19 protein-coding genes and 2 pseudogenes are annotated in these 21,343 nt (G+C 46.6%); 3 read left to right on the plus strand and 18 right to left on the minus strand.

Going from position 1 to position 21,343, the window contains the following annotated elements; all coding sequences use genetic code 11:
• The 3 genes from BM283_RS06570 to BM283_RS06580 all read right to left on the minus strand — a co-directional run.
• Positions 1-290, minus strand: a 290-nt coding sequence (locus BM283_RS06570) for a major capsid protein (RefSeq protein WP_090691144.1), incomplete at its 3' end; no start/stop codon positions are given.
• 89 nt (positions 291-379) lie between these two features.
• On the minus strand, positions 380-1,408 hold the full coding sequence (locus BM283_RS19890) for a phage/plasmid replication domain-containing protein (RefSeq protein WP_139225209.1): 1,029 nt from the start codon (positions 1,406-1,408) through the stop codon (positions 380-382).
• An 83-nt stretch (positions 1,409-1,491) separates the two neighbouring features.
• Positions 1,492-1,785 (minus strand): hypothetical protein, encoded by a 294-nt coding sequence (locus tag BM283_RS06580; RefSeq protein ID WP_090691147.1) that lies wholly within the window; start codon positions 1,783-1,785, stop codon positions 1,492-1,494.
• 214 nt (positions 1,786-1,999) lie between these two features.
• Here BM283_RS06580 and BM283_RS06585 point away from each other — a divergent pair, with 214 nt between their 5' ends.
• Both BM283_RS06585 and BM283_RS19895 read left to right on the plus strand, forming a co-directional pair.
• On the plus strand, positions 2,000-2,422 hold the full coding sequence (locus BM283_RS06585; RefSeq protein ID WP_090691150.1) for a helix-turn-helix domain-containing protein: 423 nt from the start codon (positions 2,000-2,002) through the stop codon (positions 2,420-2,422).
• A gap of 122 nt (positions 2,423-2,544) precedes the next feature.
• A pseudogene (locus tag BM283_RS19895) lies at positions 2,545-3,190 on the plus strand (IS5 family transposase); the annotation flags it as partial.
• 9 nt (positions 3,191-3,199) lie between these two features.
• On the opposite strand, the gene BM283_RS06600 reads toward BM283_RS19895, so the two are convergent.
• From BM283_RS06600 to BM283_RS06610, 3 genes are all read right to left on the minus strand, one after another.
• Positions 3,200-3,514, minus strand: a complete 315-nt coding sequence (locus BM283_RS06600) for an addiction module antidote protein (protein ID WP_090691159.1) — start codon at positions 3,512-3,514, stop codon at positions 3,200-3,202.
• A 1-nt stretch (position 3,515) separates the two neighbouring features.
• Positions 3,516-3,812: a type II toxin-antitoxin system RelE/ParE family toxin gene (locus BM283_RS06605; RefSeq protein ID WP_090691162.1), complete on the minus strand. Its 297-nt coding sequence runs from the start codon at positions 3,810-3,812 to the stop codon at positions 3,516-3,518.
• A 229-nt stretch (positions 3,813-4,041) separates the two neighbouring features.
• Entirely contained in the window at positions 4,042-4,785 is a 744-nt protein-coding gene (locus BM283_RS06610; RefSeq protein WP_090691164.1) for a retropepsin-like aspartic protease family protein, read from the minus strand.
• An 892-nt stretch (positions 4,786-5,677) separates the two neighbouring features.
• Here BM283_RS06610 and BM283_RS19900 point away from each other — a divergent pair.
• Positions 5,678-6,088: pseudogene (locus BM283_RS19900) on the plus strand (IS982 family transposase).
• Positions 6,089-7,086: 998 nt separating this feature from the next.
• On the opposite strand, the gene lipA reads toward BM283_RS19900, so the two are convergent.
• From lipA to BM283_RS06680, 12 genes are all read right to left on the minus strand, one after another.
• On the minus strand, positions 7,087-8,031 hold the full coding sequence (lipA, locus tag BM283_RS06635) for a lipoyl synthase (RefSeq protein ID WP_090691179.1): 945 nt from the start codon (positions 8,029-8,031) through the stop codon (positions 7,087-7,089).
• Between the two features lie 4 nt (positions 8,032-8,035).
• A complete protein-coding gene (gene lipB / locus BM283_RS06640; protein WP_090691182.1) occupies positions 8,036-8,650 on the minus strand; it encodes a lipoyl(octanoyl) transferase LipB in 615 nt (204 codons plus the stop codon).
• A 54-nt stretch (positions 8,651-8,704) separates the two neighbouring features.
• Positions 8,705-8,971: an HP0495 family protein gene (locus BM283_RS06645; RefSeq protein WP_090691185.1), complete on the minus strand. Its 267-nt coding sequence runs from the start codon at positions 8,969-8,971 to the stop codon at positions 8,705-8,707.
• A 32-nt stretch (positions 8,972-9,003) separates the two neighbouring features.
• Positions 9,004-9,873: a D-amino acid aminotransferase gene (locus BM283_RS06650; RefSeq protein WP_090691188.1), complete on the minus strand. Its 870-nt coding sequence runs from the start codon at positions 9,871-9,873 to the stop codon at positions 9,004-9,006.
• A gap of 16 nt (positions 9,874-9,889) precedes the next feature.
• Positions 9,890-11,029, minus strand: coding sequence for a D-alanyl-D-alanine carboxypeptidase family protein (locus tag BM283_RS06655; RefSeq protein WP_254776234.1), 1,140 nt, complete (start codon positions 11,027-11,029; stop codon positions 9,890-9,892).
• A gap of 540 nt (positions 11,030-11,569) precedes the next feature.
• Positions 11,570-12,415 (minus strand): amidohydrolase family protein, encoded by an 846-nt coding sequence (locus tag BM283_RS19370; protein ID WP_217646460.1) that lies wholly within the window; start codon positions 12,413-12,415, stop codon positions 11,570-11,572.
• Positions 12,376-12,972, minus strand: a complete 597-nt coding sequence (locus BM283_RS19375; protein ID WP_217646461.1) for an amidohydrolase family protein — start codon at positions 12,970-12,972, stop codon at positions 12,376-12,378. The genes BM283_RS19370 and BM283_RS19375 overlap by 40 nt, the downstream gene beginning before the upstream one ends.
• 196 nt (positions 12,973-13,168) lie before the next feature.
• Positions 13,169-14,779, minus strand: coding sequence for a type I restriction-modification system subunit M (locus BM283_RS06665; RefSeq protein WP_254776236.1), 1,611 nt, complete (start codon positions 14,777-14,779; stop codon positions 13,169-13,171).
• The gene (locus BM283_RS06670) at positions 14,776-17,301 is read right to left on the minus strand and encodes a DEAD/DEAH box helicase (RefSeq protein WP_090691194.1); all 2,526 of its coding nucleotides are present in this window, start codon (positions 17,299-17,301) and stop codon (positions 14,776-14,778) included. Before BM283_RS06670 ends, BM283_RS06665 begins: the two co-directional genes overlap by 4 nt.
• A gap of 14 nt (positions 17,302-17,315) precedes the next feature.
• A complete protein-coding gene (locus BM283_RS06675; RefSeq protein ID WP_090691197.1) occupies positions 17,316-18,761 on the minus strand; it encodes a restriction endonuclease subunit S in 1,446 nt (481 codons plus the stop codon).
• Entirely contained in the window at positions 18,758-19,486 is a 729-nt protein-coding gene (locus BM283_RS19380; protein WP_254776238.1) for a type I restriction-modification enzyme R subunit C-terminal domain-containing protein, read from the minus strand. The genes BM283_RS06675 and BM283_RS19380 overlap by 4 nt, the downstream gene beginning before the upstream one ends.
• A complete protein-coding gene (locus BM283_RS06680; protein ID WP_217646463.1) occupies positions 19,374-21,275 on the minus strand; it encodes a type I restriction endonuclease subunit R in 1,902 nt (633 codons plus the stop codon). The genes BM283_RS19380 and BM283_RS06680 overlap by 113 nt, the downstream gene beginning before the upstream one ends.
• Positions 21,276-21,343: the final 68 nt, after the last annotated feature.

Raw genomic sequence — 21,343 nt, forward strand, 5'->3', positions numbered from 1 at the left:
GCCATGATTGCAACGATCACACCAAGGATAGCAGCACCCACAGTTCCAACGTCAGTAACGGCGGTAGTAATAGCAGTGGTGACATCAGCAGGTACAGCAGCATGGGCACTTGATAGACCAGCAATGAAAAAAGCGAATAAAGCAACAGTGCGATAGACCATTCGCTTAAATCGTTGAGAAATCGACAATAGCGCCCTTTTAAGAAAGCTGGTAGCTAGCATAAAGGGATAAATTAGAACGGCTAGAGAAAGCGTCAAAAGTGCTTGAATTTGTTGCTTAAGTTGATTCATTTAAAACTCCTTTTGAAAATGTTTAATGGTTTTGGTTGTGCACACCCCCAAGCATTCGTTACGCTGTAACAATTGCTTGAGGTTGTGCATTACTTGTTCACTACAAGTTTCAAAGGTTGATTAAATTCGTCATCGAACTTGTACCAGTCAGGAGGCGAAACTGGTTTAAGTTCGATAACGTGTACTTTGGTTGGGAATTTGGTGATATTGCGAGGTTCAAGTACATCTATTCCGTATTCCCGTAAAATCTTGGCATGACGAAAAAGCGTTGCTCTCGACATAAGGGTAGAAATATCTTCGCCGGCGAGCCATGCAGCAGCCGTGAGGCGATAACGAGCAGGAATGGAATCCAAGATGTCAGGCTCGTCACTACGATCAACACGGCGGAAAATTTCTGTTTCTTCCTCAAAAATTTGATGAATTTTCTCGTCAGTTATATTTTCCAGTTTGTCGAGTTCTTCGCTTTGCAGCATACGGCGCTTAAGTTCTACTTCTACACGTACTATTCCATTGTCTCTGCACCATTGATAAACAGGATCATCTGTTTTCATGCCGTGTTTCTCCATTTCTATGTGTTTGATATAAGCTTTAATCATATGACGAGTATTAGACCACCAGACAGACTCATCACCAGCTCTACCCTTTTTCATACGTGAGACGGAGCGATCAGCAAGCCGGCGGATAAGGTGTCGAGCTTGGGACTCGGAACCACACGCAAAATTAGCGGTGATGTCCAAGCGTGAAAGACGCGCACCGCGTGATTCTGTGAGATCAGGCGAAAGCCCCCGAGGAGTGAAAATTGGGAGCGATTTATCCAGCATGACTCGGTTACATTTCGCGAGAGTTTCTCGCCAACCATGGTTGAAAAGGTTGTCACGACGAGAAAACCTTCCAACGTTTCCTGAGAGTGAAACAAAGCTACCGTCACATTTGATTTGCAGACTTGTTTCATATGAGCCGACAAAGCGCGCGGGGCTAGCTTTTTCAAAACGCGGTATACCGAATCCGTCATAAAAGACGACTGCTCCGTTTGCGATGACTGGGAGGCTTGCGCCTTCATGAACTTGACTAATGGTGATCCAGTCAATAAAGATGTTTTTTTCTTCCGCATAGCTCATTTTCCCAACCTGAAATTAAAGTACTTAACAGTGAAAAAGTCTCAAATTGAGACTGAATGGCATAGTGTTACTAGCCATTGGAACTATTTAGGATCGTTAAAGCCGACCACAGTATCTTTCAATTCTCCGAACATAATCATCGGCTCTTTGATCAATTCAAAAATTCTGGGCTGGGTAAGAACTGGGGCAAATTTTTGATAAGCTGCTGGGTCAAGTGGAAGTGACGCTACATCGTAACCAAAGCCTTCCATGTTGTAGTTACCTTGGGCAACTGGACGAATGGGCAAAGCAACGGTCAGCTCATACATTTCATAAGGTTTGCCATCTGCTTTTTTAAGACCGTGGGTACGTTTTGCATTCAATACTAAAACTCTCATTTTTTCTCCCGATTATTAACATTTAAATTATTCATCGCCTTCTCGTCGCGTCGCAGACGCTGAAGCGTCCGCTCCTGCTCCTCGAGGCTCTTCACAAAATGACCACATTTGACGCAAGGAAATTTGAACTGTAGGATGACGCTTTAACAATTCAGTAGTAATTCCTACTGAATAAACTATCAGTAGGAATTACTACTGTCAAGGAGATTATGCTATGAACATAAAAACATTTATTGAAATGGGAGAAAAAAAAGCAGGAAAGCAAATAGAGCTAGCTAAAATGCTTGGTGTAACAGATAGTTACCTGAGGACAGTAAAAACAGGAAGAAACGGATTAAACGACGCTGTATGTATAGAATTAGCGAAGTATATTGAAGTCGATCCGCTAGAAGTAATAGCAGCAAGTAACTTAGTTACAGAAAAAGACGAAAGAAGAAGGAAGGTTTTTGAGAGCTGTTTGAAAAATTCAAGAAGTGCAGCAGCTGGTGTAACAATTGCTCTACTTGTCACAACGGTTTTGACATTGGCACCGATAAAGCCCGCTAGCGCTAGTTATTTGTCGTTTATAGGTGACAATCTACACATTATACGCAATTCAATAGACGTAAAAGAATCAGGAGAAAAACTGATTACCTAATGAATTTTTTCTATAAGTTATTAGGGTCTATTGACGTTTTAAGATAAGTATTTCATAAATAGAAACAAACTCGTGATATTGGGGCTCCCATATCACCAACAAAACGAGTTTGCGATGCCCGAATGATGCTCAATGATGAGTACTGGTCGAAGCTGGAGAAGATTCTGCTTCAAGAATCGATTGGTAACAAGTGCAATCTGCGCATGACAGTAGAAAGAATACTGTATCGAATGCGGGTTGGCTGTCCGTGGAGCGACCTACCCCAGGCGTTCAGCTGCTGGAATTCCATCTATAAAAGATTCAATGCATGGTCATTGAGCAGGAAATGGATCAATATTTTCAAAGCATTGACTATTGATCTGGATTGGGAATGGGAATTTATTGATGGCAGCTATTTAAAGCGCAAAGCCAAGTGTGGGAGCAGCGAGTCAAGAACCGCAGGCTGAAGGCCAAAAGCCGTGCAGGCAATACCGCAAAGATCCATTTAGCGGTTGATGGAGCGGTTGATGGTTATGGCTTGCCAGTTGAGTTTGAAATTACCGGTGGAGAAGTCAATGACTGTTCTGCCGCACCTGATTTGATTGCCAGGTTGCCTGACGCAAAAGCGATGATTGCGGACAAGGGCTATGACAGCAAATGGTTACGGGAACAGATAACGTAGAAGAGAGCTCGGGCTGTGATACCGAGAAAGCGCAACTCGTTGAAAGGTAATGCAGATATGGATTGGGTTTGTATCAATACCGGCATTTGGTGGAGAATGCTACAGCATGACGATAATCATAAGGCTTCTAATGTTGTTTCATCGTCTGTCGATACTTTTGCTGTCAGCTTGATGCCAAGAGCTTTCATGACAGCTAGCGTTGTTTTAAGGGTAGGATTGCCGTTTTCACTAAAAGAACGGTAAAGCTGTTCGCGGGAAAGACCAGTTTGTTCCGCAATCTGTTTCATGCCTTTAGATCGGGCAACAACGCCTAGCGCGTGGGCAATATAGCTAGCATCGTCTGATTCAAAAGCATCGGCCATATACGCCGCTATGGCCTCGGAAGAGGTCAATTCTTCAGCTATATCAAAAGTAGTCAGTTTTTCAGTCATGTCATTCGCTCCATTCTTCAGCTAAACGCTTTGCAGTTTTAATGTCTCTATCCTGCGTGCTTTTGTCGCCACCGCAGAGTAAAACAATGATGGCGTTTTTTCGCTTCTGAAAATAAATTCGATAACCTGGACCATAATGGACACGTAATTCACTAATTCCCTGCCCTATAGGTTCTACGTTGCCAGTGTGGCCGTAGGTAAGGCGTCCCAATCGCGAAAGAATCAAGCCGCGGGCACGTTCGTCTTTAAGTCTCCCCCACCATTTTTTAAATGTTTCAGTTTGTTGTATTTCGACCATTTCAATGTAGTGTAGTTTAATAACTACGTATGATCAATATCGCATGCTTTGTAAGGGGCTGAGAGTCTGGAAACAATGCGAAGCTGGCGACATTGCGGTTTTACCCGCGACGAAAAAAGGGTTCCCCCTGACATCCTACCCCTTCGGGGTAAGCGACCCGACCTGTCAGGGTACCACCCTTATTTTCTGCTAGTCGCCTTTATGTGTTCTATAAGTCAGAATAAAGATATTACTGTGAAGAGATTCTCATAATATTACCTACCTGTTCAATTCGGAAATTCTTTAGAACATTCATACCTAATAAAGAATCAGATGACATATTAGGCATAATTGTCACTTCTACATTATCAAGTTTAAATTTCCCAAACGTAATTTTAGGCACAATTGCTGTACAAGCATTAACATTGCCATTAGCAGTAGATACAAGCTTAGGAGAACACTTTTTTATACCAGCTCTAGACGCAACTTCTGAAGAGATTGATACATTAGTGGCTCCAGTATCAATCATAAAAACGACTGGTAATTGGTTTATAGTTCCTGAGCTGAAATAATGGCCTTCACGAGTTTGTAGTAGGTCAAGCCTCTTTAAGCTAGACACTTCAGCAGGCTGATTTAATATTTTAGAATTATAAGAGCGAGGCACATCAAAATTAATCGAAAATTGCTCTGGCCGTTGCCCTGTAGCATTAAGCCGTAAGAAGCTTGTCTCGCCCACGTTGATTAAAATTCCATTGGTAATAGATATATTTGCTCCGTCTGAAAATCCTTCCTTGAGATTACACCATTCAGACCCAGTTAAAACCTGCATCCCATATTGACCAATCGGCATACTAACTTGAGTAGTGCTACCAGAGGATACCGAAACAGCTAAGAATTTTTTGGTACCTGATAAATCAGACAAAACCGCCACTATTGGATAATTATGTTTATTCTGTATTTCCAACCCAGAATAAAGTATATCTGAACGTTTCATTGCTGATGGCTCAATAACATAAGAAGAGCCGTGAGAAGGCACGGGTTCACAATTGCGTAAAATCGCAAAACTTGTAGCTAAATTTTCATCAGTAAATGATTTTTGAATAGTTTGAAATTTATTCTGTAATTGGGGGTTATAGTAATAAAAAATTATAAAAAAATAATATTATAGAAAACCAAATAAAAATAACTCGGGCTATAGCTTTAAATGAACTCTTATTAGAAGAGTTCTTTATAGTATGTATTCTATCTTTTCTAATTAGGTTCTGTTCATCACGTTTTTCATAATAATAATCACGATCTTGTATACCCATTTCTCATCTTATCTAATTTAATTAAGATGCTAATAACGGCAATAATGTACTTAAACTTAAAATAGCTAGTCGTTATTTAAGTATTTTTATTGAGATAGTTGGTTTGGGTGAACGTGGAAAGCTATGTTTCGACGCAAGCCGACAAGTTTCATCAGGTATCACCAGCCGTTCTACGCTGTGACCATCGCAGATACATTGTTTTTTGCTAGATACGCACGCCGACACTCTTGACCAGTCCACACGGTCTGAGACAAGCGTATAAGTAACAGGTGCGATTTTTTCGGGCTGTGGCGCTGGTGTGTGGTTCTGTGACGTATGGTTTACTATTGCAAGGTACTTGGTACCTTTGTGCTGTTTTCTAACCAGCCGCTTTGGACGCTGCAGTGGGATCAGCTTCATTGATTCGACTATAGACAAACCAGTTAGAAATGATTCAAAGAGTATTCTCATTATTCCATCGAACACAAATGGACACAGGTCAAGACACTACGTAAATAACAAAACCGAACCGTCGAGATGCTCTTCTAGTCCTGTACATTCTGAATCATACTTAACTTGTTAGGCGATAAGATCAGTGTGTGCCACAATCGCCGCATTGGGTCGCATCAAGTAATGGCAGAGTTTGCTGCCCGGGGAAAGACCAGTGTGGATTGGTTTTATGGGTTCAAGTTGCACCTGGTCATTAATGACTAGGGGGAATTGCTAGGAGTCAAAATCACGGCGGGCAATGTGGATGACCGTGACCCGGTGCTAGAGTTGACGCGCTCCTTATTTGGCAAGCTCTTTGGTGACCGGGGTTATATCTTGCGGTTACTCCTTGTTTGAGCAACTCTGGGAGCAAGGTGTGAGCAAGGTGTGCAGCTCATCACCAAGGTGTGCAAGAATATGAAAAACAAGCTGTTGCCACTTTTTGACAAGCTGCTGTTACGTAAACGCTCGATCATTGAGGCCGTCAATGACCAATTGAAAAATATCTCGCAAATCTAGCATTCCCGCCATCGCAGCCCAGTTAACTTTTTTGTTAATCTGATAGCCGGACTGGTGGCTTACACCTTTCGCTTTATTGGGCTTCTTTCCGAGAAATGGTTTCAGTTAACCAGATGATGGCAAAGCAAACGTAGTCCACGATCGACACTTAAGTTAATTAGGCGTTTTTTTTCGACCTCAGCATATCCATAATATTTAAGACGCTCAGATGGCTTATGAGCGGCTCGAATAAACCAGTAAATGCTATAAAGTTTTGCCTTCAGCAAAATCTCGAAGGCATTTCCCAACATTTAGAGAATCGATCAAGAAGTATGCGCATGTCACAAAGATGTCATAAGGGCGTAATGCTGAACCGTATAATAGTCAATACATAGTATCTTTTTTGTGTAGCTTCTTCGGTGCCAGCGTTTCCTTCTTCCTAAGGCCGTCTCCTAAGGCCTTACTGGCACCTCTCTTTTTTTCTCTGATGATTCCTTGGCTATTTGCTCCGGCTTCTCGTTGGCTTTGATTATCTTTGATTATTTCAGGTGGGGTTTTATTAATTACATTTAAGTGCAGTTTATAGCCGAAATATAGCGCCAAGAGGGATATAAAAAAGATAAAGTATAGCAAGAAGACTATGACAAATTTTGCACTTTATCAATCCGTTCAAGAAGCCGTGCATGATCTGCTTTAACTCCCTTATTTACAGCTATATTTAAACTTTCTCGGAAATACTAAGTCATAACAAGTAATCCTGGTTTATGGGATTACGGTACACAACTGCTAATGTTCTTCTCTCTCCCCTAAGCTGCTGTGTACCGGTTTTCTTTCATAGCTTTCTCCATTTTTACGGTGCAGAGCTTAGTTTATTAATCACCTTTCTGCTATGCACCGTCTTTTCGATGTGTTGCTATTTTTTTATATAGCCCCTACTCACATGATCTAATAGACCCAAGCATTCTATCAGGTCTCTCAGGCCTTCCAATCAAAGTATTATATCGAACGCTGTCAAAAAGCTATTTCACCCCTGCTTCATGTGCTTGTTGATCGGCATGGTAACTGGAACGCACCATAGGGCCACAGGCAGCGTTACTGAAGCCCATTTCTATGGCCATACGCTCAAACTCCTTGAAGTCTTCGGGTGATACATACCGCATGACAGGCAAGTGTCCGATGCTGGGTTGTAGGTATTGGCCGATGGTGAGCATATCGACATTATGTTCACGCAAATCTCGTAACACCTCGATAATTTCACTATCGGTTTCTCCCAGTCCTAACATTAAACCGGATTTGGTAGGAATAGCTGGAAAAGCAGCTTTAAAATCTTTCAGCAATTTTAAAGAATGCGCATAATCGGCACCCGGGCGGCATTGCTTATATAAACGTGGCACTGTTTCAAGGTTATGGTTGAGCACATCGGGAGGACACGCAGATAATTTTTCCAACGCAACCGACAATCTGCCACGAAAATCCGGCACCAGAAGTTCAATTTTAGTCAGTGGTGAATGAGCCCGGATCTCACGCACGCAATCGACAAAGTGTTGTGCTCCCCCATCGCGCAAATCATCACGATCCACACTGGTGATCACGACATATTTAAGCTTCAATGCTGCGATAGATTTTGCCAGATGTAATGGCTCTTCAGAATCAGGTGGTAAGGGTCTGCCATGCGCCACATCACAGAAAGGACAACGCCGGGTACAAAGATCGCCCAAAATCATGAAAGTGGCGGTTCCTTTACCAAAGCATTCGCCAATATTAGGACAGGAAGCTTCCTCACACACCGTATGCAGTTTATGCTCCCGCAGCAAGCGTTTAACTTCGGTATAAGTCTGACTATTAGATGAGCGTACCCGTATCCATGATGGCTTGCGCAGTATCTCACTAGGCTGTTGAGCCGTTATTTTGATTGGATTGCGCGCTGTTTTAGCAATTCCTCTTTCGTGCCTATCAGTGGTCATGGCGTTAGATGTTACTCCCTTCAGCAAGTTTTAATTGTAGTTTTTTGATCATTTTCGAGCCTAGCACTTCCATTTTATCGGCAATACCCAGATCTCTGGTTTGGGTGACACGCAGTCCCGCATAACCGCATGGATTGATTGCAGAAAAAGGGGTTAAATCCATGTCTACATTCAATGCAATCCCATGGTAGCAACAACCATTTTTAATTTTTAATCCCAATGAGGCAATCTTGGCATTACTTACATAAACGCCTGGCGCATCTACGCGGCCCTCTGCATGCACGTGATATTCTTGTAGCAAGTCTATCACAGCCCTCTCCATCTTTCTGACTAACTCTCTTACATTCAGCTTCAAACGGCGCAGATCAAGTAATAAATAGGTGATGAGCTGTCCTGGGCCATGGAAAGTAATTTGCCCGCCGCGGTCGGTTTGGATAACCGGGATATTATTCTGATAGAGCAAATGCTCCGGTCTGCCGGCAATACCCTGGGTATAGACTGGTGAGTGCTGCAGCAGCCAGATTTCATCAGGTGTATGTTCAGTACGATGAGCGGTAAACTCCTTCATGGCTTGCCAGGTTACGAGATAATCTACCGTACCCAGTTCTCTTATTTTCATGGCCAACGATATCTGCTCTGGCCTAAACCGTAAATTTTCCACCTTATGGAAACTTCAAAATACCAGCATGATCATGGGGTGATCATGAAGCTCCTGATAGAGTGCATCGAGTTGTGCGCGTGAAACCGCCCAAATCGTACAGGTTATACATAAATAGTTACCATTTTTGCTCGCTCTTACTTCCAGTGAAGTTTCCTTAAAATCTGGTGCATGAGTTTTGACAATATTCAGCACCGTTTCAGTAAACCCCTGCTGTGCTCGACCCATAATCTTGATGGGGAAATCGCAAGGATATTCAATAAGCGAAGGCTGTTCTGTCATAGTCTGTGTAACCGTTTATATCCCAAAACTCATTATTCTGATAAAACGGCAGAATTTCCAGCACGCATCGTACTTGCCTTATATTGCTGATAAAGCTGGTTAAGTTGCTTGAACATAGCTCCTGGTTTGCCATCCCCAATGGCTTTCCCATCAAGTGATACAATTGGCATGACTTCTCTGGTGGAAGAAGTCAGCAGCACTTCATCCGCTGTACGAAGCTCCCCTTCTGCGATTTCTCTTACCTCATGGGGAATGGCGTGGGCTTGAGCTAATTCCAGCACGACATCATACGTTATCCCGGGCAACATCAAATGGCTCTTGGGGGGCGTTAACAATACATTATTTTTTACGATAAAAATATTACTGGCGGCACCTTCAGTTAAAAAGCCGTCACGCAGAAGAATGGTCTCCATAGCCCCCGCATCAATCGCCAGTTGACGCAGCAAGACATTCGGCAGCAATGCGATAGCCTTGATATCGCATCTCCCCCACCGATTGTCGGAAGCAGTAATGGCCGGCACGCCCGTCAACAATAGCTCCTGGGGTGGAACTAACAATGGGTTGCTCATCATGAACACAGTAGGAGAAACACCCGCCGGAAATGCATGATCACGCTTGGCTACCCCGCGCGTGATATGCAGATAGAGATATTGATCGTCAGCAGCATTACTGGCAATGATCTGCTCGATAAGAGCATGCCATTCTTCATTCGTATGGGGATTGTTAAGCCGGATGCCATTCAGGCTATGTTGCAAGCGAGCCAGGTGCTCTGCGAGGCGAAATGGCTTGCGCGAGTAGACGGGGATGACTTCATAAACCCCATCACCAAAAATGAATCCTCGGTCTAGTACCGGTACATAAGCCTCTTCAATCGGCATAAACTTGCCATTGAGGTAAATCATATTTTTTTTCCAGGAATTAATTAAAGAGCATATGGAGGCTATCCCAGGCGCGCCCAAGAATACCGGCTTCACCTATCGTTTCCAGGGAAACGAGTGGATAAGCTGCGATTTCCTGATCACCCAGGCTGAATTTAACGGTACCTACTTCTTGCCCTTGATTGATAGGGGCAATGACAGGCTGCTTGTATTCCATTTTGGCCTTTATTTTTTCAGCCTGCCCTTTGGGTAAAGTAAAATAGATATTACGGTCAAATCCCACCTTGAGCGTATTCTGTGCCCCTTTCCAGATTGGCAGAACAGTAATTTCCTGATCCTTTTTATAGGGATGCGCCGTATCAAAGAATTGATAGCCGTAATTCAATAAACGTTGACTTTCCTTGGAACGTGCATTAGCTGATGCAGTTCCCATGACGACTGAAATCAACCTGCGCTCATCCCGTTGGGATGACGTAATCAAACAGTAACCAGCAGCCACCGTCCAGCCTGTCTTCATGCCATCTACCGTAGGATCCACCCACAGCAATCGATTACGATTGGGTTGAGTAATGCCATTATAGGTATATTCACGCAATGAATAGAGAGGGTAATATTCCGGGAATTCACGAATAATGGCGGCCGACAAGAGTGCAAGATCGTGTGCCGTGCTGTAATGTTTGGGATGGGACAATCCAGTCGAATTGGTGAAATTCGTATTGGTCATACCCAAACGAGCCGCTTCCTCATTCATCTTATGGGCAAACATATCTTCAGACCCTGCAATCAGTTCAGCCAGCGCAACACAGGCATCATTTCCGGATTGCACAATCATGCCACGAATCAATTCATCCACTGTCACCGGCTTATTGGGTTGAATAAACATGCGAGAACCCACCATTTTCCAGGCTGCTTTAGAAACGGGAACCACTTGATCCAATTTGATACGGTTCTGCTTTAGCTCGGAAAAAACCACATAAGCTGTCATCAGCTTAGTGAGTGAGGCTGGCTCAAGACGCTCATGCTCATTTTGACTGATCAGTGTTTTACCGGTGTGAAAATCAACGAGTATGTAAGATTTTGCTGCGACCGACAAGGTAGGCTGCTGTGCAAAAACAGGAAGTACTGCCAAACATAGCACTAACCAAAGAATGCTCTTCATAAGAATACGGGAAAATTTCATTATAGCTTGCTCATCAAAATTCTTAAACTAACTACATAGAACGGATGGTTTTTAATTTAATCTGTCAGACAGGGAACAACATAATATTTCTTGATGAATACCTGGAGAGAAGAGGAAACTTGCTTGAGTAATCTAACAAATTCACGAATATCCAGCTTAAATCATGAGTAAACGCGGATTGGATTTGATTATCCATAGCTGCAGTATTGAAGTACAAAGAGGGTATGATAACAAATAATATTGGCTGTCATTTAAATTCTCTGATGCGATGCACCTATTATAAAGAATGAAGATTAATGCTACCTGAATGGGAAAATAAAGACAGTACGGATTCTCTTGGCCCGGAGGATTTCATCGGCAAGTTTCTTGCCAAAGAACAGCACATTTTCCTTCATATCTTGGATATAAAACAATCCGGACAGTAACCGCAGCAAGGGATACATACTGCACGCATGCGGCTGCTCTCTTACCGAAAGGTGAATTGGTCAGTAGCATGGCAAGACTATGCCCCAGCTAACTAGTTTAGCTCTTTTTTCTGTACTATTTACATGGTAATAGATCGCGCCTGATTCGAGTGGCAGCCTTCTGCGCCGCTTCCATAATCGTCTCAGGATCCACGTCCACCAGCTCTCCTTTTCTTTTCAAGGATTGCCCGTCGACAAATACCCACTCAACATTCACAGGCTGGCCGTTAAAAACGATTTGATTGACCCAATCAAAGCTCGGAGCAAAGTTGACATTTCCCGGATTGATGATAATTAAGTCGGCTTTTTTACCAGGTGTCAGGGAGCCAATGCGATCAAACATATCCAACAGCTTGGCTCCATCCACCGTGGCCATACGCAGCACGTCAGCAACCCGAGGAAATATGCCAGCTTGAAGCGATATGGCGCGTTGCAACCCCAATGCAGCGCGCATATCGTTAAACATGTCACTTGTATCATTCGTTCCGCCATCAATGCCTAGACCTACTTGAACACCAGCCTGTTTCAGCTCAGGCAAACGGATGACCCCAGAAGCTAAGCGCATATCACTAAGGGGATTATGCAAGATACGCACATCATGTTCAGCCAGGATATTAATTTCCTGATCAGTGAGATGTATCCCATGAGCCCCCAGCAGATCTGGCCCTAGTGCATTCGCCTCTTTTAGCACATGAAATGCTTTATCTTCACGTTGCGCAATATTCTCAAGCAAATGCACATGCAGCTTTACGCCCAATTCCTTGGCCAGCTTAGACATTGCAATAAGATCGGATCGAAATGCCTCCGAAGGGTGTGAAGCCACTTGAAAAGTGGCTCTGGGGTTGGGGTCAATCATTGTCTGCTTGACAAGCTTCATATCAGCTATGCTGGCAGGATCAGCGGTACCAAGATGAGCGAACACAACCGCAATCCAGAGTCACTGAGAGCGCGAATATTCCCCCGTACGAACTGGGGTGTAAAGGCATGCGACCAGTCGACAGTTGTGGTAACTCCTGTGTTAATCAGATCCAGAGTACTGAGCCGAACGCCAGCGTAAGCCTCAGTTTCAGTAAGTGTAATATCAGGATTAAACAGTGGGAACACACAAGCATCTAGCCAGCCAATGAGGTTTTTGTCAGTGCCACAGCCACGGATGAGTGATTGCCATAAGTGATTATGCACGTCCACAAAACCAGGCATAACAATTTTGCCCGTCGCATCCACAACCTGAGCACCACTCTCTTGCAAATTCTTACCTACCTGAGCGATCTTGTCTTTATCCAGCAAAATATCGGCATTCTCGATAATCCCTAACTCACCTGTGCCTATCGTAGAATCCATGGTGAAAATAAGGGCAGCGCCACGAATCAGAGTCTTTGAAGGTGCCGCTAGTGCCAATGCACAGAAGGAACCGGCTATCACGCTCAGCATGAAGGAACCCAGAATCACAGAATACCAGCGCTTATATTTGAATATCATTTCATTCATCTCTAACCGTTGATGTGAGATTACCTAACAATTTGAATGTATTTCTGAGCTTGTGATCCGCTTTTATCGTATACCTCCTAGTCAACCCAACTTCTGAACCTTCCCAGTACCGCTGCCTGACAAGCCATAGCCAGATCGATGATGGGGATGGTCCCAGTAACGACACAGTAATGTAGAAGTTGCCACATCATAGTCCTTCCCCTTTTGAGAAAACATCGACATCATTGAGAATCTCACGAAACTGTTCTAGGGCTGCCTCCAGATCCTCTACAATCTCCTGTGCAATCACATCCGGCGCTGGCAGATTGTCGGAATCCGACAAAGATTCATCCTTCAGCCAGAAAATATCCAGGCTGATCTTGTCGCGCTTGATCAGCTCCTCATAATCAAAGGCACGCCAGCGACCGTTTACTCCCTCTCCCTCCGGGTTGGGGTGAGGGGCGTTACCTCTCTCCTTCCCTTTCGCCGTCATTCCGGCCTCCGGGCCGGAATCCATTTCTGGACACCACGTGGGTGTACGGTTAAACCTGTTCTCAGGTTTGAAGCATTTCACAAACTCATCCAGATCTGCCCGCTTCAAAGGATTCGTTTTCAGCGTGAAATGCATGTTAGTGCGCAAGTCGTAAATCCACAGTTTTTTAGTCCAAGGCGTCTCAGAAGCAGGCTTCTTGTCGAAAAATAGCACATTTGCCTTCACCCCCTGAGCATAAAACAATCCCGTCGGCAAACGCAGCAAGGTATGTACATCGCACTCATGCAGCAGTTTGCGGCGGATGGTCTCACCCGCCCCGCCTTCGAACAGCACGTTATCCGGTACCACCACCGCAGCGCGTCCATTCTGCTTGAGCAATGTCTTCACATGCTGGACAAAGTTGAGCTGTTTGTTCGAGGTGGTCGTCCAGAAATCGCCGCGCTCGACGATGTCGCGCTCACGGCTCGCCTTGCCCTCCTCGCCCACGATTGTGGTGCTGCTCTTCTTACCGAACGGCGGATTGGTAAGCACCAGATCAAAGCGGTCACCAGGGTCAGCGGCGAGCGAGTCAGACACTACGATGGGTTCGAATTCCTGGCTGCCAATGCCGTGCAGCAACATGTTCATAGCGCACAGCCGCGCTGTGGCCTGCACCAGCTCCCAGCCCTTGAAGGTTTCCTCCTTGAGCTGCTTGCGCTGCTCCTTGGTCATATGCGGGTTATGCTTTACCACATAGTCGTGCGCTGCGAGCAGGAAGCCACCGGTACCGCAGGCCGGGTCGCTCACGGTCTCGCCGGGCTTCGGCGTCATGACATCAACAATGGCCTGAATCAGCGGACGCGGAGTGAAGTACTGACCGGCGCCGGACTTGGTGTCCTGAGCGTTCTTTTCCAGCAGACCCTCGTAGGCATCGCCCTTCACGTCGGCGCTCATCGACACCCAGGTTTCCTTGTCGATCAGATCCACGATCAACCGTCGCAGCTTGGCCGGGTCTTGGAATTTATTTTGTGATTTATTGAAAATTAGCCCGAGCAAGCCCTTCTCATTGCCCAGCGCCTCAAGCGTATGGCGGTAATGATCGAACAGTTCGTCACCGTCTTTTTTGATCAGACTCGGCCAACTGTAATTTTCAGGTATTGGGTTTTTCTGGTTGTATGGTGTTTTGGTGCGCTCATCAGCCATCTTGAGAAACAGTAGATAAGTCAATTGCTCGACGTAGTCGCCATACGACATGCCATCGTCGCGTAGTACGTTGCAGTAGTTCCAGAGTTTTTGGACGATTTGGGAAGTATCGCTTACCATCACATTTCTCTGCTGCAACTTCATAAAGAAGTGCCAAGTAGCTTTTCGATTGAGTCACAGTCTAATTGCGCCTGTCGTATTTCAGCTTTCAACTGATCACGAACTGCCCCGAAGTCCTTACCACCAAATTGCGTGCGCAGTTTGTTGAGCTCAGCTGCAACTTTTTGTCCATAGCTCAAAATATCTGCGGTTGATATGAAATTAAGCCCCTTGATGTGCGGCTTTGCTAACTCATCAATTTCATTCCATGCAGAGACTATCAGTGGCTGTACAGAGAAGTCGTTCAGCTCTGGGCGCTTGGCTTTTACCCAATCGGGATGACCTTTTGCCTGTAGCACATACTTCTTCGAAAGCTGCGTTCCTGCCTTTGCCTCGAATGTATAGCACCGATCATGAAAAACCCACACAACGTCTGGAGCACCATCGGCTGTGGAGCGAATTACCTCGGCACCTAGACACTGTCCCAGTCGCTCCAAGCCAATGTGAAATCTGGTGTAATTGTTCAGCTGCAACAAGCCCTCCGTCATCTCGTCCAACTTCTTTTTAAAAGCTGGTCCTTGCCAGCCCCAGTTTACAAGTTGGTTCCAGACGGATTCTGCTTGCACATCCAGTGCGTCATCATGGACTGGCTTTACTGCCCCCTTACTACGCAGCCGAAGCAGTCTATCCAGAAAACCGGAATTGATCCCAATTGCCTTTGCTCTCTTCAGGCAATCGATCTCCCCCTCTGTTTCTCCTGCTGATTGTGCAGCGATAGCTGCAAGAAACAACCACCACGCTCGATAGCCTGCCAGCTCGGGCTTGTTGATATCGTCAGCTATTCGTCGTGCTACATGATACGCACCGGTGTAGTCATCACTCCACATTGCTCGAAAGTAAAGAACTTCAGCCTTGCCATTTTCTTCGTCCCCAAGCTCATCGACGGCTTGGTCTGGAATATCCAACTCCACGATGTTTTCATTAGCATTCTTTCGATATTCTTCATCACTAAGCAAACCAACGATCATTTCCGTGAGCGCATCAGCATCCTCTCGGGCCACCTCTCCCTGTTCCATGCCCCATGTGAGCTCGCGCTGTATCTCGCCAGGGAGGGTTTTTGAGAACACTGATGGCGTAATACTGTCGACTAGTGACTGCCCTAATAATATGATTACAGCGAAGTCGGTTGCATCACGCGTGCAACGCCCCATACCCTGAATTAACCTCGTTCGCTCACGGCGACGAAGCAATGGTCCTAGTTTCCAGTGCTCACGAAGATGACGTTCCAAAGCCCCAATAGCCCCCGGACTCTCAGCCATAACGAGTAACCGGCAGTCATCCCCAGGAAGATCAACACCATCGTAACGACCGGCTAGACACAACACTGCGCTGTCCGATCTTGTAAATGGGTCGAGACTATTCTCAATATCCCGTGCACCTAGTTTGTCTGGTTTCGGGTTCATGCCAGCAGAAATAGAATTAAAAGTGCGGTCAGTAATTGGGAATGATGGCGCAAGGATCAGTGCACGGTGTTCACTCATTTCATTCCAAATCGAGGAAACTACTTGTGGACACTTCTCCTCTTCGAAATAAAGGCTTGGCATAAAAATATAACGTCGCCCCCATTGCGCATGTTTTACGCGAATTGTCTCAATGCCCGTAATGCCATAACCTCGGAGCAAATCGCCCTCCCCACCCAATGTTGCAGACATGTAGATGCGCTGTTTCGTTTCACTGAATGGCGCATGAGTATGTGTCGGTGGCGCAATCGGTCGTATTACTATCTCGCGCCCCGACACGAAAAATAGACATGCATTGAGATTGTTTCGGATAACAATCCACGGGAAGTGGATTCTCCGTTCTTCGGCTTCATTAAGCGCCGTGGTTACGTTAGTAACGACATCTGCACGCGTAAGAACATCTGCTAACTCAACCGTTGCGGACCCTGCTTCATCGGTAACTATACGAAATTGTGATTCAGATAATGCAGGGCGGAGAGCCGCCAATACTTCTTGGTATATATATTGGTCGTCCTCGGCATCAATCCTCACTGTCCACATCTCGGCCACATAGTGCTCGCCGCTGTGAGCATCGTCGAATACCAAAACGTTTGAGGTCTGAACTACTGGGTTGACATTGAATAGGTTTGAAAATGTAGTTATACCAATCGCGCGTCCCGTCGTATAGCGGCCTACTTCACCGGAGTCACGAGTCTCTTTTGTCCCTATAAGGTTTGCACAATCGATTCCAAGATTTTCTGCTTCGCGCAGTACCTGCCTCGCCAACTGATTTGTAAGTGTAAGGTAAGCAACCTTCTCACCTGTTTGACGTCTACGCCATTCTGCAATGAGGAGTCCAACAATTGTCTTTCCGGTGCCCGTCGGTAATTCGCATGCAATGTCGGTCTTATCCTGCAACTTCATATAGTCGCGTAGCGCATCAGTTTGTGGACCGCGCAGATAGCCGTGCGATTTAGCGCGATTAGGGAGTTTGGCGAACAACTCTTCGGGTGTTTCGTACGATTGCGTGGCTCTTGGTTTGCGAAACTCTGGCCTTTTCTTTTCCATGATTCTTTCTTCCTCTAACTTGTGGCAATCATTTTAGATGGTGAGAGATGCTTTACCAGTAGCCCAGAAAACACCCTCATGAGAATAGTCTGTCTAAGTGATTTAGCGCGTTGGAGGTTGGTGTCCACCTGTGCCTCGGTTTCGCTCAGGAGAGTGATGCGGCGGTCTACTTCGGCAACGATATGGTGTTGTTCAACCATAGATGGGAGTGGCAAAACAAATGAAGCGATACCTGACCCACTAATATGCGGAAGCTGCGTTCCGGTTTGGCCGCCTAAAAGATGCCGCACAAACCGCTGTGTCTGCATAGCTACATACAAATAGCCTTCCATTTCGCGGTTGATGCAACGCATTCGTGCCATTCTCTGAACCAATAGACATGGAAGATCTGCATGGCTGGCTCTGGCCAACTTCAGGCCAGCAGTGACGATGGGTCGGTCCATCGCCAAGATAATTTCTCCTTCTTGGACGAGGAGAGAACGATAGCCTTCTACTTTCTCCACGGGCCAATAACGAGTGTCTTCCCAGCGTAGGCGTCCCGGCTCAATGTTTTCCCCTCGGAGCAATCGAACCCCCTCAGCCTCGAATTGACTGCTCTTAAATGCATAACCGACATTGACATATGAAAGCTGCTCGACAGTTGCCCACACCCAACCCTCCGGCAATTCGGGTAGGTCAGAGGTGCCGGGTGCGGCTGGTTCTTTGTATTTGCTCTTGCCATTCCATTGGCTGCGGCGGGTTTCGAGGATGCGTTGCAGGAGTTGTTCGCCGGTTTCAAAGCGGCGGCCTTCGCGGTGGGCACGTTCGGCTTCGGTTTCGACAAGGCGGCCTTCGACGGCAGCTTTGAGGACGGCGGCTTTGTAGCGCTTGAGGTTGGCCTTGACGCGCTTGAGATTAGCGACAGCTTCGTCGAGGCGGGAGAATTGTTTTTCAATTTCTGCGACGATACGTTTTTGTTGGTCGAGAGGCGCAACGGGAATCGTGCATTCCTTGAGGTAAGGCGCAGGCACGCGCCGCTGACCGACAGCACCAGTCATATTCCTCTCTGCTTTGGCACGAAAACTCTGACTCGACACGTAGTAATAGAGATACTTCGCATCCATTCCAGACTTTGGCCGAAGCACATGAAACTCAGTTGAACCGAAGCCGTAACCGTTAACGATTTTCGGCACGACCGCCATCTTTCCGTTTTCCATGCAGGGTGTGATCTTTGCAAAGAGAACATCGCCTTCGAGGAAAGCAGTGAAGCCTTTTTTCACTTCAAGCGCCAGTCGTGTTTCATCAACGCGAATTGTGCCGTCGCCAGCGCCAACTGCAGACATCGGTACAAACGATACGGGTAGATCATCAGGAATAGCTGACTTATCAACGCGAGGGTTGATTTCAGCCACTTGCTCGATTGGGATGACTGGCCATTCGTCATGTGCCGACGTATCGTCCGCGATAAAAGTGTTATTCATGCTGCCAACGTCTCATTCAATTCTTCAATGATCGCGCTCAGCTGATCGCCGAACAGTTGATACACTTTGCCGAGTCCGCCCTGTTGCGTAAATGGTGGCAACTCGAAATCATCAGGCTCGATGCTGAGGTTAGCAGCGATGTGGTCACGGATCATTTCGAGCCAGTGGAATTGGTCGCGGGTGAAAGGCTCTGGATTCCGGCCTTCGCCGGAATGACGGCTCTGAGTGGCTACCCAGGCATTAAAGTTGACGTTGACACGTTCAGGGAACGGGATGAGTTCGTTGTCCTGGTGGATGGCGAAGCGCACCAGCGAAACCAGATCGGTAAGGATGCGGCGGCCAGAGGCGCCTTTGACCTTGGATTTTTCCAACGCAGCGTAAGCGTTCCACAGTTGCGATTCGTTCCATAAATACGGCGGCTTTTCAATAGCATTAGCGAGTTCTTTTACGGCATCGAAAGTGAGACGTTGTTTGTAAGGTTTGCTGTAGAGCACCTGCAGAGCGGTGATTTCGTCCTTGTGCGCTTGAATGAATTGCTCGAAGGATTGGACCACACCCTTGGCGCGGTCGAGGGCTTCAGGCGAGAAGCCGACGTCGATGATTTCATCGGCGCTAATGATGTCGATGACAACTTCGTTTTTCTTTTTGATGCATGAGTTTTTCGAAGCTGATGGTGGGCTTCTGCTCCATGGGGCGGGAGTCGGTCTTGTCCTGCTCGCACACACCTACCGCATCGACGATGACGAAGTGGTCCTTGGCTTTGGCGTCGGGGGTGACGCTTTGCAGGTCGTCGGGCTTGATCACGCGTACGCCGCGGCCTTTCATCTGCTCGAAGAAAGCACGTGATTTGACAGCGCGCATGAACATGACGACTTCCACTGCCTTGATATCGGTGCCGGTGGCGATCATGTCCACTGTGACAGCGATACGCGGCATGGGGCTGGTGCGGAATTCGTTGATGAGGTCTTTGGGTTTCGCGCCCCCTGCCCCATAGCTGCGGTAAGTGATCTTCTGGGCAAAATTGTTGCCCTTGCCGAATTCCTCACGCACAATCTCGACGATGTTTTCCGCGTGCGCATCATCCTTGGCAAAGATAAGCGTCTTGGGTACCCAGCTGCGGCCAGGGAAAATTTCGGTGAACAGTTTGTCACGATAAGTCTGGATAATGGTGCGGATCTGGTCCGGGGCAACCACATTGCGGTCTAGCTGGTTTGGGTCATAGCTGAAATCGTCATCGAGCTGTTCCCAGCGCTTTTTGCGCGTGTCGCGCTCCATGATCTGCACGGCGTAGCCGGATTCCACCTTCGAGCCTCTTTCAGTGATCTGGGTGCGAATGCGGTAGACGTCGTAGTTGACGTTGACGCCGTCGGCCACGGCCATTTCGTGATTGTATTCCATCACCAGGTTCTGATGGAAGAAACCGAAGGTTTGTTTGCTGGGTGTGGCAGTGAGACCAATCAGGTAAGCATCGAAATACTCCAGCACCTGCGCCCACAGATTGTAGATGGAACGGTGACATTCGTCAGTCACGATAATATCGAAGGTTCCAATAGGGATAGCCGGATTATACTCAATCGGTTCCGGTCGTTTGAACAGGCCGCCGAGCTTGTCCACCGGCTCTTCCTCGAGGTCTTCCGCCAACTCCTTGCCTTTAAGCATAGCATACATGCGCTGGATGGTGCAGATGCATACGCGCGCGGTGGTATCGATTATATTCGATTGCAGACGTTGAACGATGTATTCTTCGGTGAACTTGAAATTGTTGTAGGGCGAAGCGTATTGCTGAAATTCTTTGAGCGTTTGGTCGCCAAGATTGCCGCGGTCGACCAGGAACAGTACCCGTCGGGCGCCAGCAAATTTGATCAGGCGGTAGATAAAGGAGATGGCAGTAAAGGTTTTGCCAGAACCAGTAGCCATCTGAATCAATGCGCGCGGACGGTTTTCCTTGAGTGATTGTTCCAGATTATGTATGGCTTTGATCTGGGCAGGCCACAGCCCTTCTTCTTTCAGAGGTGGCATCTGTTGCAGGCGAGCAAGGAAAGTACTGCCCGTTTGATAATACTGCGGCAGGCTCTGCTGTACAGTGTGTGCTGGTGGATTGTTCAGCCATTCCGCCAGCAGTACTGGTGTATGAAATGCAAATACTGACCTCGAACGTGGAGCGGGATCAAGGCGATTGGTAAAGCGGTTTTCGTTTCCCGTCGATTGATACGAGAACGGCAGCGGATTACTCCAGCGCGGCAATCCATCCGGCAAGCCTTGTGTGTATTTGTCCGATTGCGTTTCAACGCCGGTAAGAGTAATGCCTGCTTTCTTGGCTTCGATTACCCCTACTGCTTTACCATCGATATACAGCAGATAATCTGCAAAACCATATCCGGTTTTCAGTGGAAATTCGCGAATAGCCACGCCGCGTACGGCATGAATATTAACTCTTTCCGCATCGCACACCAACCAGCCTGCTGCCGTCAGCAGACGATCGATATTCTCCCTTGCGTGTTGTTCCAGTGGCAATTTTTATTAGTATGGTAGGTAGATCATCAAGTCATGAGCGGCAAGACAATAGCATAAAAAGCGGTTAC

It is taken from the genome of Nitrosomonas sp. Nm34 (assembly GCF_900113925.1).
Lineage (GTDB): Bacteria > Pseudomonadota > Gammaproteobacteria > Burkholderiales > Nitrosomonadaceae > Nitrosomonas.